This window comes from Alkalithermobacter thermoalcaliphilus JW-YL-7 = DSM 7308 (genome assembly GCA_001584565.1).
In the GTDB taxonomy this organism is placed as follows: Bacteria; Bacillota; Clostridia; order Peptostreptococcales; family Peptostreptococcaceae; genus Alkalithermobacter; species Alkalithermobacter thermoalcaliphilus.
Genome location: LSFY01000001.1, coordinates 1,618,846 through 1,631,651 on the forward strand (window position 1 = coordinate 1,618,846; position 12,806 = coordinate 1,631,651).

A 12,806-nucleotide genomic window follows, 5' to 3' on the forward strand; every position below is an offset into this window, starting at 1 on the left:
AATTGAAACTGCCATATATTTTACAATTTTCTTTTTACAATTTTTGAGTGTATTCGACTTTTTTAGTAGTTTATCTAATGCATGGCAAGGTATGTTTTTTTAGTATATCCATTCAAAAAGTCGCTAATATTAGCGACCTTTTTTGAATATATTTCTTATCTTTTGAAGCAAATTTGAATTTGTAGGTATATTAGAGGGTAGTATTTGTATATCCTCGTTTTCTATAACTTTGTTTGGATTTTGGATAAATATTTTGTCTGCGTTTTCTTTTCCTATTAAGCTCGACACATATTCATAGCTTTTTTTTAGTTTTGGCGGTCTCTTTGTGCACGAGTGGGCATCAGATGCTACAAAATGAATGCAGTTACCTAAAAGAAGTTTTTTGCAAAAGTTTTGAATTTCTTTTCCATATTTTCCTTCTATACTGTTTGAGTTTATTTGTATTAACGCGCCTTGCTCTATACACTCTTGTACTAAAAGTGGATTTTTTATTGTTTTATGATATCTTTCTATATGAGCAAGTATTAAAACAAAATTTCTTATTTTAAATTCATGTATTATATCTTCTATGTTGTCTGGAAAGTCATCTGGTGGAAATTCTAAAAGAACATATTTGCTGTTGTTTAGTGAATAAAAGTCAAGCTCATCAAGTTTTGATATAAGTTCTTTGCTATAGTAAATTTCATTTCCTACAAGAACTTGAATATCTATTCCTTTTTCCTTTAATATATGGTTAAATTTTTCTACTCTTTCTTTTAAACTCTCTCCTGTTATATAATCTGAGTATAAGTGATAATGGGATGTGTTTATTATTTTTTTTATCCCTTCATTTGATGCAATTTTTGCCATTTCTATAGATTCTTCTATTGATCTTGACCCATCATCTACATTGTTTATTATATGGCAGTGAATATCTATCATTTTATCACCTATTTTTTCTTTTTAGCTCTTTTTCCTTTTGTATTTTTAGCTCCTTTTCCTTTTGTATTTTCTTCGTCTTGATAATAATATGCATAGTATCCATAAGCTCTATTTTTTTCTACTTCTAATTTGTTAAGAACTACTCCTAGAATTTTTGCTCCTACATTTTCTAAAGTTTCTTTGGCTTTTTTTATATGTTCTATTTGAGTTTCTCCACATGATGCTAAAAGTATAACTCCGTCTATAAATGTTGAAAGTATCGCTGCATCAGATACTATTCCTACTGGTGGTGCATCTATTAATATATATTCATAGTCTTTTTTTAGGTCTTCTACTAACCTCTTCAATTTATTCGAACTTATAATTTCTGAAGGATTTGGAGGTATTTGTCCACATGTTATTATGTCAAATCCTTCAACTATTCTTTGAATGCAGTCTTTGTAGTCATAGTTATTTAGTAGTATATCTGTAATTCCTTTGTTGTTTGTTATATTAAATTTTTTATGGACTGACGGTCTTCTAAAGTCGCAGTCTAAAAGTATAATCTTTTTACCAAGCTCGGCTAACGAAGCTGCTATATTTGCTATAGTTGTACTTTTCCCTTCAGATTGCCCAGCACTTGTTATTAGTATTGTTTGAAGGTTTTCATCTATATTTGAAAACAGTATATTAGTTCTTATATTTCTATATGCTTCAGATATTGGAGATTTTGGATCTTTAAAAACTATTATGTTTTGCATATTTTCACCTCTACATTTTTAATTCCTTATTTAGTGGTATCACTCCTATCACAGGAAGATCTAAGTGATTTTCTATATCTTTTGGCGTCTTTATAGTATTATCTAAATACTCTATTAAAAATGCTATAAATACTCCTAACATTATTCCTAAAACAAAAGCTATTGCTATATTAAGGCTTCTTTTAGGTTTAATTGGATTTTTAGGAAGTTTTGCTGTATCTATTATTTGAACATTCTCTATGTTCATTATTCTAGTAACTTCGTCTATGAAGTTTTTAGCTGTAGTATTTGCTATTTTAGTTATTAAAGCTGGATCATTTCCAGATACAGTTATTCTCATTATTTGTGTATCTTTAACTGGCGTTACTTTTATATTTCCTTGAAGTTGTTCATATGTGTTTTCAAGTTTTAGATCTTTTATAGTTTTTTCAAGTACTGCTCTTGATTTTACTATCTCTCCATATGTTGAAACTAATCTTTGATTTAGCATTATATCGTTGTGATTTATTCTATCCTCTTCATAGGCTTTATTTACTATAAGGGTTGTGCTTGTTTCATATTGTGGCTTTAGTATAAAATAGCTAACTAAAGCACTTATAATTACAGCTATTACTGTAATTATGCTTATCATTCCTATTCTTTTTCTTAAAATATAGAGTAGCTCCCTTAATTCTATTTGTTCTTCCATGTTTTCATCCTCCTATGACTAAACTTTAAATATACTAAATACCATCTTACAATATTTTGCATATTCTTTCAATAATTTCAATAAAATCTATTTATATCTTCTGATAAATATGGTACTATACTGTAAAAATATAATGTAAAAAGGAGGAAATATCGTGAAACGTGTCGGGCTTATTTTTTTGATTTTAATTACTGTTTTAGGTATATATACTTATGTATTATTTACTAAAGAGGGAACTATTGATGAAGAAGTTACTTTAGATAAGCCTAATAAGATTTCTCAAGAAGATACTAGAGTAAATGTTCTTTTGTTAGGAGTAGATGCTAGGGATGTTAGAAATATAAATAGAAGTAGGACAGATACCATTATGATTTTAAGTTTTGACCCTAAAACTAATGATACATCAATTCTTTCTATTCCAAGGGATAGTAGAGTTTTAATAAATGGAAGGTATGACAAGATAAATCATGCACATGCTTATGGCGGAGTAAATCTTGCTGTAGAAACTGTCAAAAACTTATTAGATATTCCTATTCACCACTATATAAGGGTAAACTTTGAAGCTGTTGAAAAAATTGTAGATACAATAGGTGGAGTTAGTGTGTATATTCCTTCTGATATGAAAGAAGGATCAAGAGTTGTATTTTCTAAAGGAGAACATTTATTAGATGGTAAAAAAGCGCTTGAGTTTGTAAGATTTAGAAAAGGATATACTGATCAAGATATAGGAAGAACAAGAGCTCAGCAGCAATTTATGCAAGCTTTATTTAAGAAAATGGCATCACCTTCTTCTATCTTAAACGCTCCTAAGTATTTAGATGTATTTAATAATTATGTTGATACTAGCATGTCTAAAAAAGACATAATGTCTTTAGGATTAAGATTAAAAGATGCTGATCCAAACAAAATGAAAAATGCAACTTTACCAGGAAGACCTGCTTATATAAATAATATTTCTTATTATATTCTTGATGAAGATGGAGTTAAAGCTCTTATTAGTGAGTTTTATAAATAAAGACTCTGCTAGACGGCAGAGTCTTTTTTATGTTATTTTTTAGCTGCTTTTATAAATTCTCTAAATAGTGGGTGAGCTTTTGTTGGTCTTGATTTAAACTCTGGGTGGAATTGTGCTGCTACAAACCAAGGATGATCTTTTAGCTCTATTATTTCTACTAATCTTTCATCTGGTGATATTCCCGATATTACAAGTCCTTTATTAGTTAATAATTCTCTGTATTCATTATTAAATTCGTATCTATGTCTGTGTCTTTCGTATACTAGTGTATCTTCATAAGCTTGTTGTGCTTTTGTATCTTTATATATTTTGCATGGATATACTCCAAGTCTCATTGTTCCGCCCATTTGTTCTATATCTTCTTGTTCTGGCATAAGATCTATTACAGGATAGTTTGTGTTTGGATTTAGTTCTGATGAGTGTGCTCCTTTAAGCCCTGCTACATTTCTAGCAAATTCTACTACTGCAAGTTGCATTCCAAGGCATATTCCAAGGAAAGGTATTTTGTTTTCTCTTGCGTATCTTATAGCGCATATTTTTCCTTCTACTCCTCTATCTCCAAATCCTCCTGGAACTAGTATTCCATCTACATCTTTAAGGTAGTTTTCTACATTTTCATCTGTTACCTGTTCTGAGTGAACCCATTTTATATTTACTTTTACTCCATTGTGTATTCCTGCGTGCTTTAGCGATTCTGCAACTGATATATATGCATCTTGAAGTTCTACATATTTTCCTACTAAAGCTATTGTTATTTCTTTTTCTAAAGATTTTTCTTTTTCTACTATTTCTATCCAATCTTTTAGGTCGTGCTCTTTTGCGTTTAACTTTAGTTCTTTTACTACTATTTCGTCTAGTCCTTCATCTTTTAGCATTAGTGGTACTTCGTATAAAGTGTTTGCATCAAGGTTTTGGATTACATTTTCAGGTTTTATATTACAGAAAAGTCCTATCTTTTCTTTCATATCTTGTGATAGTGGCTTTTCTGATCTACATACTATTATATCTGGCTGTATACCTATACTTCTTAGTTCTTTTACTGAGTGTTGTGTAGGTTTTGTTTTTAGTTCTCCTGATTTTCCAAGGTATGGAACTAGTGTAACGTGGATATATAATACATTTTCTTCTCCTGCATCGTATTTTATTTGTCTTATAGCTTCAAGGAAAGGAAGTGATTCTATATCTCCTACTGTTCCTCCTATTTCTGTTATTACTACATCAAAGTTTCCTTCTTTAGATAGTCTAAATACTCTTTCTTTTATAGCGTTAGTTATATGAGGTATAACTTGTACTGTTGCTCCTAAATAATCTCCTTTTCTTTCTTTGTTAAGTACAGACCAATATATTTTTCCTGTTGTTGTATTAGAGTTTTTTGAAAGATTTATATCTATAAATCTTTCGTAGTGTCCTAAGTCTAAATCTGTTTCTGCTCCATCATCTGTTACAAATACTTCTCCGTGCTGATAAGGAGACATTGTACCTGGGTCTATATTTATGTATGGATCAAATTTTTGTATAGTTACTTTAAGTCCCCTTGATTTTAATAATCTTCCTAGTGATGCTGCCGTTATTCCTTTTCCAAGTGATGATACAACTCCGCCTGTTACAAATATATACTTTGTACTCATTTTTATCCTCCTTTTTTTATTTTCCCCAAAAAAGGGGGTAGGCCGCCCTTGAAAGGGCGACCTACCATCGTTAGATGAGCCACCCTCTTTAGGGCTTGGCTCTTTATTTTTCAATTTGCAATAACTATATTAGTTTATCATTTTTATTTGTTTTTTTCAAGCAATATTATTAATATTTTTATTTTTCATTATCCTATCTATAATTGATATAATATATTTATGAAAGGGAGTGATAGTTTGGAGTATAATGAGCTAGTTTTAAGTGGGGATAATGTAATTAGGACATTATTTTTTACAGATGTTCATGTAACAGGAAGAAATCCTAGGTCTAGAAAAGATAATTTTCTTGAAACTGTAATTGATAAGTTAAGTCAAGTTGCAGATATTGCAAAACAAAAAAATTGTGATTTTGTTTTGTTTGGTGGAGATTTATTTGATAGCCCATCTATCTCTGATAATGTATCTGGTAAATGTGCAAAGGTTCTTAGAAAGTTTGAAAGGCTTATAGGAATTGCTGGAAATCACGACTTATTTGGAAACAATATAGATAATATAAAGTCTACAAGGCTTGGACTATTTGAAAAAGCAGGTCTTATAGATCTTCTTTATAAAGGTGAAAAGCTTATAGTCAAAAAAAACGACTTAAAGCTTCAGATAACAGGAACACCTTCTCACTTTGGCATAGATGGTGAAGATTTTGAAGATGATTATATAGTAAAAGATGTCGATAAAGGTGTAGATAAGGCTATTCATATGGTTCATGGAATGTTAATGGAAAAGAGTATAAATCCTCATATTAATGTAGTTACTTTTTCTGATATTTTAGAAACTAAGGCAGACCTTACTTTGAGTGGACATTACCACAAAGGGTTTAATCCTGTTTGTATAAATGGAAAGTATTTTGCAAATCCAGGATCTTTATCTAGGGTATCTGCTGATATTTCTGAACTTAAAAGAAAGGTTGGCGTTTTGTATATAGAAGTTTCTAAAAGCGATATATATTTAGAATTTATACCTTTAAGACAACAAGATGGATATGAAGTTTTAGATAGATCCCTTATTGAAAAAGGAAAGCTTAAAGAAATTAAAATGCAAGAATTTTTAAGAGAAATAAAGTCTACATCTGATATAGAGTCTGCAGATATTGAAAATATCGTAAAAAAAATTGCAAGCAATGAAAATTTAAGCAAAGAAGTTGTAGATTATGCTTTAGATAAACTTTCTAAAGCACACGAAAATATTTTAGAAGAATAGAGAGTGGTGCTATGAAGTATATAAAAGAGGTTATTATAGAAAACTTTCAAAGTCATAAGTATACTCACCTTAAGTTTGTAAATGGTCTTAATACTATAATAGGGGAATCCGATAAAGGAAAATCTGCAATAATTCGTGCTATAAAGTGGGTTATGTTAAATGAGCCTCAAGGAAACTCTATTGTAAGAGATAAGTGCTCAGAGTGTAGTGTAACACTTGTATTTAATGATAATACAACTGTTAAGAGAGTTAAAATATTAAAAGGAAAAAAAACTATAACTTCTAAAAACATATATATAATTACTTACCCTGATGGAACAAAGAGCGAAAACGAAAACTTTGGAACAGATGTACCTGATGAGGTTTTAGATGCTTGTGGAGTTAGAATTTTAAAAATAGATAAAGACCTTTATGAAGTTCCAAACTTTTTATTTCAGCTTGAAGCACCTTTTCTTATTTCATCAACTGCCGCAAACAGATCTAAAACAATAGGAAAACTTATAAATGCAAATTTATTCGATTGTGCTATAAGGGATATACAATCAGATATATTAGATGTTTCTAAAAAAATAAGAGAAACTGAAAAAAATTTAGAAAACCTAAAAAATGAAATAACAAAATATGATAATTTAGAAAAAGAAGAAGAAAACCTAAAAAAAATTGAAAATTTAATATCCATTTACGAAAAAAAACAAGAAAATATAGATACTTTAAAAAGCTACATAAAGACTTTAGAAAATATAAAAACTCAAAAGCAAAAGATGAAAAGTATAATTTATTCTTTTAAGGATATACAAAGGTGCGAGCTTTTATTTAAAGATATAAATTTAAAGCAAAGTATGCTAGATAACCTTTTAAGTATAAAAAATAAAATTAAAACTTTAGATAAAAACAAACAAAACCTTAAGGCTACTTTAGATAACCTTAAAAATATAGATTTAGCTTATTCTTTATTAGAAAAACTAAATGAAAACTTAAATACTTTAAAAGAACTTAATAAATTCAAACAAAACCTTAAACTTTTAAACGAAAAAGCAGATAAACTTAGAAAAATAAAGATAACTTTATCAAATATCGAAAATGCAGACACTCTATACAACAATCTTTTAAATAAAATAGAAAAAATAGAAAAGTTAAAACAAATAAATCAAACCTACAAGGAAACTAAAGAAAAAATAAATATAGGTAAAAAATATTTAGGTGATATTGAAACTGACCTTTCTAGGAAAGCTAAGCTTTATTCTGACTATCTTAAAAAAATGGGCAAATGTCCTACTTGCTTTAGCGATATAGATAATAAACGTATAGATGAGATAATATTTAAAAACATCTAATAGGAGGTAAAAAAATGGATGAAAAGAAACTTTCTGAGCTTAAAGAAAAAATAGAAAAAGGCAAGATGATGAAATATAAGGCTGAAACTAGACTTGAAGAACTTGAAAAACAAGAAAAACAACTAAATGATGAAATTTTAAAACTTGGCTTTAGCCCTGATGATCTAGATAAAGTTATCGAAAAACTTGAAAAAGAAAAGGAAGAGTTAAAAAATGAAATTTTAAAACTTCTTCCAAACGAAATTCCTAATATATAGGGTGGTTATATGATAGATCAAATAAAAAATAAATATTTAAAATATAGAGATAATCTAGCTTATAAAAGGGCACTTAAAAATAAACTATCTGAAGATATAAAAAGCGCACAAGAAGAGATTGATTCATTAAAGAAAAAAGAAGAAATATTTGTAAAATCTAAGATGTTGCTTGAGCAAAGCTCAATTTATGCTAGAGAACAGATAAAGGTTAGATTTGAGGTTATGGTAACTAATGCCCTTCAATTTATAACTGGTGAAAATATAGAATTTAAGATAGAGTTTGTTCAAAAAAGAGGAAGACCTGAGGCTAACTTTTATGTCATAACAAAACTTGATGATAATACATTTATAAAAAATACTCCTGAAGATAGTAGAGGTGGGGGTATTATAGATATTATATGCCTTACTTTAAAGTATTGTATGCTTCAAACTTATTCCCCTTCTATTTATGCACCTTTTATATTAGACGAGCCTGCAAAGCATGTTTCTGAAGAATATATAGCTAATGTAGGAAGGTTTTTGAAAGAAATAAATAATAGTTTTAATCGCCAAATAATAATGGTAACTCACAACACTCACCTTTCTGAAATATCTGATAAAAGATATTTAGTATCTATGGAAAATGGAATTTCAAAAGCTGTAGAATACGATGTGGAAAACTAATAAAGAGCTAGCAACAAGGCTAGCTCTTTATATTTATAAAATCCACAAAATTAATCACATTATCCACATCCATCTATGTTTTATCCTCAATATTTTCACATTTTCCACAAGTTATCCACATTGTTCACAATATTATACACAATTTTTTAAATCTTTTATATATTGCTGTTTTTGAGTATCTTTGTAACTACTACTGTCATATCGTCTATTGGCTGGTTATCTAAAAGGTCTAAGGCTTTATCTAATATTATATTTGCAATTTCTTTTGGACTAGTTTTTTCAATTTTTTCAAGTACTGTATAAAGCCAGTTTTCTCCTAAATCTTTATCTTTTCCTGCATCTATTATTCCATCTGATACCATTATTATAAAGTCTCCTTCTCTTACTCTCCTTGTATCTGTGTCTACCTTTACTTCAGATATTATTCCTATAGGAAGTGATGAAGAAGATATTACTTCAACAGATCCTTTGCTTCTTTTTATAAATGATGGACAAGCTCCCATTTTTACTGTTTGAAGCATTCCTTCTTTTAGGTCTATTATGCTAAGGTCAACAGTTGAGAATATTTCATCTGAAGATTTTAGCATAAGCATACTATTTACTACATCTATACTTACCTTTTCATCTATTTTTGATTCCATCATTTTTTCAAGTACTTGTATTGTAACTGATGATTCTTCGTATGCTTTTTCACCTTTTCCCATTCCATCGCTAAGGGCCACCATATACTTTCCATCTTCTAGCTCCATATATGTGTAGCTATCTCCTGATATTGCACTTTCATCTTTTGAAATAAAGCAAACTTGAGTTTTTGCAATATATTCCTGCCCTTCAACAAGTTTTATATTACATTTATCTCCTGACATTTTACATCCTAAACTTAAACTTGAAAGTTTTTTTCCTACTACTTTTGAAACAATAGGAATTAATCTTTCCTTGCAAAGAGTTCCACCATAACAAGGTGATTTTTGAATATTTATCTCAAAACTTTTATTTTCTCTTTTTATATAACTTACCTTATCTACTTTTATTCCTTCTTTATCTAGCTCAACTATTATTTCATTTTCCATATCAACATCAAAATTTATATCTTCTTTTAATTCTTTAGCTAAATTTCCTACGCATTTTGATAAAGATTTTATTTGAGATGATACAAGTTTTCTGTTTTCTGATAACTTCTTGTTCCACTTATAATCTAGCATAAAAAGGTCAAAATAATGTTTTGCTGACTTTAATATGCTATCGCTCTTTATACAATATCTTTTAAATTCATCAGGTGCTAAGCTTTCATTTATCTTTCCTTCACTTTCTAAGATATTTAAAATTTCCATTATCATACTATATGTGTGGTGAAACTTAGTATTCCAGCAGCTTCTTTTCATACCACAGTTTACACAAACATCTTGACTTATCATATCTACAACACTTGCTATATCTCTTTGGTCTAATATTCTTTCTTTTTCTCTTACCTTTTCAAATGTGTTTGCTATTTCGCTATATGCTGACTCAACTTCTCTTAATCTATTGTTTAATATTTCTTTTACCCTTTTTACATAATTTGCTGCGGACTCTTCATTTCCAAGAGCAGCTTTTGTAAATTTTTCTAAGTATTCTAACTTTTCTTCAGATATTAATAGGAATAATAAAGATGCTATTACTACCTCTCTTATTAAAATAATTTCTCCAATCCCTTTTGTATATATCATCATAATACTTGCAGCTAAAGAAAAACTAAATACTACCATATATTTGTTTATTTTATTAAATACTCCACCTATAAGTCCACAAAATCCATATAAAGCTATATAAAACGTTGAAGTTAAGTTGTTTATATTAGTTATAAGCCCTATAGTTATTCCAGTTGATGCCCCTAAAGCAGCTCCACCTTTATATGCAAATATTAATATCATAAGCATAGATAGTACGCTCTTTAGGGATATATTAAAAAAATTTACATTTGAAAATCCACTCACCGCAATTCCCATTATTATAGATAAGGCTATTATTTCTTCATTTGATACTACTCTTCTTATAGACTTTTTTAGAATAAGCTCTATTCCAAATGAATATATATATACTAAAGCAAAAACTACTAATGATTCAAATAAAGAAATTAATACATCATATATATATATACCCTTTACAATACTAAAAGTTATACTAACTAGCATGTTAATAATAAATCCAAATAAAGCTATATTAAATACTTTTTTCTTTTCAAGATTTATATTAGACGATATTAGGTACATTATAAACAAAGATATTATATACCTTAAGGCATTAGAACCTTGATGACTAAACATAATTCCTAATGATATAAAGAAAAATACAGGAACTTTATATCTTTTAAGCTTACACATATAAGCAAAATAAGATATTCCAAAGGGCCCTAGTGTGTCTATTAGGACAGCCCTACCAAGCAAAAAACCTAAAACTCCAAAAAAAAGTCCCATCTTATCTAATGATGCTACTTTATTTTCTGTTGAATATACCCTTTTATAAGTAGTTATTTGTTGTTTCTCCATAAAAAAATCCCCCCCTGTTATGATTTAAAATTTTAACAAATAGTTAGCAATTTTTTTGTCATAATTGGGAGTGGATTTATTAAAATTTTAAGACATTTTTTTTGCGTTTAGACAAATTAATCCTTCTAAATTATCATATTCGCTAATAGTTACCTCTTTTATATTTAACATTTTAAGTATATTCATTAATATACAAGTTCCTGCAGTTATTATATCGGCTCTTTTAGGATACATTCCCTTTATTTTCTTTATATCTTCTACCTTCATCTTTTTAAATTTATTTAACATGTTTTCGATTTTATCTAAACTTAAAGTGCTAAGATGTACTTTTTCCATATCATAAGTTTCAAGATTCATATCTACGCTGCTAAGCGTTGTTATAGTTCCGCCTATTCCTACTACTTTGTTTATATCAAATTCTTTTATCTTTTCTATTGTACCTTTTAAGTTATCGGTTATATACTCGTTTAGCTGTTTTATCTTAGAATCGTTTACTAAATCATTTTTTAAAATCTTTTCTGTCATTCTAAGAGCTCCTATATCTTCACTTTTTACAAACTTTATTCCATCTTTTTTATTTCCAACTATAAACTCTGTTGAGCCTCCTCCTATGTCTACAATAAGGATATCTTTTTCTTCTTGTATTCCTTGGATAGTCCCTAAAAATCCTAAGTTTGCTTCTTCATCTCCTGTTATAACATTTATATTTACATTTGTCATTTCGAAAGCTTTTTTTATAAAATCGTCTTTGTTTTTGCTATCTCTAAGAGCTGATGTTCCTATAGCCCATATCTTTTTACATTCGTTTTGTTTTGCAATATCTACAAACTCCTTAAAAGCATTTATATTTCTATTTATGGCATCTTCTGATATATATCCATTTTTATCTACATCTTGTCCTATTCTTGTCGTATTTATGTATTTTTTTCTTTCTATAAACTTTTCTTCTACATATTCTGCAATTAATAATCTCATAGAATTTGTTCCTATATCTATAGCTGCTAATTTCATAACTTACCTCCAAAAAAATTAAGGGGAATATCCCCTTTAGTTTCTATTTCTATTTACATCTATATATATTATTTCACCCGGTTTTACCATTTTTAATCTTTCTCTTGCTATTTTTTCTATAAATTCATCTTCTTTATAGTTTTGTATTTCGTTTTGCATCTTTTCATTTTCTTCTTTTGTCATTTGTATTTGCTCTTTTAAGTTAGATATTTCACTTTTATATCTTTTAATAAGTATTCCCTGATATATAAATCCGTATATAACATTTCCTATTAAAAATAATATAAATGCTACGGCTAGTATTGAATATAGATTGCCTTTTTTTCTTTTTTTCATATTATCACCTTATCTTCTAAAAGTTAAAACTTTATATATTATAATATCAAATATAAGGTGAATTGGGTAGACAATAGCATAATATATTCCTTGAAAAATAGAAAATATAAATTTAAATATGCTAATTATTTTTTTTATTATTTTTAAGTTTAATTTTAATATATATTTGCTTATTGTATTAAAATATATAACAAGGCCTATAATAACTCCTAAAAAATTATAAAATCTAAGATCGTATCCGTTTACCTTGTGAAGAATAAAAAATTGTACTATTGAAGTTATAGTCCAAAATAAACTTACTTCTATTACTCTTACTACTTTATTTACTTTAAAACTGTATGAAATTGCCCTATACATGTCGTAAATTAAACCTATGAGGATACCTGTATATACCGTAACAATGAATATATATATTTCACTGTTTTGATACATGA

General features: G+C 28.2%; 13 protein-coding genes. 5 read left to right on the forward strand and 8 right to left on the reverse strand.

Annotated elements, in window-relative coordinates; all coding sequences use genetic code 11:
• Positions 1-129: 129 nt before the first annotated feature.
• The 3 genes from JWYL7_RS08350 to JWYL7_RS08360 are packed head-to-tail and all read right to left on the reverse strand — an operon-like array spanning position 130 to position 2,349.
• Positions 130-921: a tyrosine-protein phosphatase gene (locus tag JWYL7_RS08350; protein WP_066071668.1), complete on the reverse strand. Its 792-nt coding sequence runs from the start codon at positions 919-921 to the stop codon at positions 130-132.
• Positions 922-929: 8 nt separating this feature from the next.
• Entirely contained in the window at positions 930-1,661 is a 732-nt protein-coding gene (locus JWYL7_RS08355) for a CpsD/CapB family tyrosine-protein kinase (protein ID WP_066071671.1), read from the reverse strand.
• Positions 1,662-1,671: 10 nt separating this feature from the next.
• Positions 1,672-2,349: a YveK family protein gene (locus JWYL7_RS08360; RefSeq protein ID WP_066071675.1), complete on the reverse strand. Its 678-nt coding sequence runs from the start codon at positions 2,347-2,349 to the stop codon at positions 1,672-1,674.
• Positions 2,350-2,503: 154 nt separating this feature from the next.
• Between JWYL7_RS08360 and JWYL7_RS08365 the strand changes: the two genes are divergently transcribed.
• Positions 2,504-3,364 (forward strand): LCP family protein, encoded by an 861-nt coding sequence (locus JWYL7_RS08365; protein WP_066071678.1) that lies wholly within the window; start codon positions 2,504-2,506, stop codon positions 3,362-3,364.
• Between the two features lie 32 nt (positions 3,365-3,396).
• On the opposite strand, the gene pyrG is transcribed toward JWYL7_RS08365, so the two are convergent.
• Positions 3,397-4,992 (reverse strand): CTP synthase, encoded by a 1,596-nt coding sequence (pyrG, locus tag JWYL7_RS08370; RefSeq protein ID WP_066071681.1) that lies wholly within the window; start codon positions 4,990-4,992, stop codon positions 3,397-3,399.
• Positions 4,993-5,229: 237 nt separating this feature from the next.
• Between pyrG and JWYL7_RS08375 the strand changes: the two genes are divergently transcribed.
• From JWYL7_RS08375 to JWYL7_RS08390, 4 genes are read left to right on the forward strand one after another with little or no spacing between them, the layout of a single operon-like run.
• A complete protein-coding gene (locus JWYL7_RS08375; RefSeq protein ID WP_066071684.1) occupies positions 5,230-6,246 on the forward strand; it encodes a metallophosphoesterase family protein in 1,017 nt (338 codons plus the stop codon).
• An 11-nt stretch (positions 6,247-6,257) separates the two neighbouring features.
• On the forward strand, positions 6,258-7,580 hold the full coding sequence (locus JWYL7_RS08380; RefSeq protein ID WP_066071687.1) for an AAA family ATPase: 1,323 nt from the start codon (positions 6,258-6,260) through the stop codon (positions 7,578-7,580).
• A 14-nt stretch (positions 7,581-7,594) separates the two neighbouring features.
• Positions 7,595-7,837, forward strand: a complete 243-nt coding sequence (locus tag JWYL7_RS08385) for a hypothetical protein (protein WP_066071690.1) — start codon at positions 7,595-7,597, stop codon at positions 7,835-7,837.
• A gap of 9 nt (positions 7,838-7,846) precedes the next feature.
• Complete coding sequence (locus tag JWYL7_RS08390; RefSeq protein ID WP_066071693.1) at positions 7,847-8,500, forward strand: hypothetical protein; 654 nt, start codon at positions 7,847-7,849, stop codon at positions 8,498-8,500.
• 155 nt (positions 8,501-8,655) lie between these two features.
• Here JWYL7_RS08390 and spoIIE read toward each other — a convergent pair whose 3' ends face one another.
• The 4 genes from spoIIE to yabQ all read right to left on the reverse strand — a co-directional run bounded on the left by spoIIE (position 8,656) and on the right by yabQ (position 12,804).
• Positions 8,656-11,025, reverse strand: a complete 2,370-nt coding sequence (gene spoIIE, locus JWYL7_RS08395; protein ID WP_066071696.1) for a stage II sporulation protein E — start codon at positions 11,023-11,025, stop codon at positions 8,656-8,658.
• 87 nt (positions 11,026-11,112) lie between these two features.
• A complete protein-coding gene (locus JWYL7_RS08400; protein ID WP_066071699.1) occupies positions 11,113-12,036 on the reverse strand; it encodes a Ppx/GppA phosphatase family protein in 924 nt (307 codons plus the stop codon).
• A 36-nt stretch (positions 12,037-12,072) separates the two neighbouring features.
• The gene (locus tag JWYL7_RS08405; protein ID WP_066071702.1) at positions 12,073-12,372 is read right to left on the reverse strand and encodes an FtsB family cell division protein; all 300 of its coding nucleotides are present in this window, start codon (positions 12,370-12,372) and stop codon (positions 12,073-12,075) included.
• A 9-nt stretch (positions 12,373-12,381) separates the two neighbouring features.
• The gene (gene yabQ / locus JWYL7_RS08410; RefSeq protein WP_066071706.1) at positions 12,382-12,804 is read right to left on the reverse strand and encodes a spore cortex biosynthesis protein YabQ; all 423 of its coding nucleotides are present in this window, start codon (positions 12,802-12,804) and stop codon (positions 12,382-12,384) included.
• Positions 12,805-12,806 lie beyond the last annotated feature (2 nt).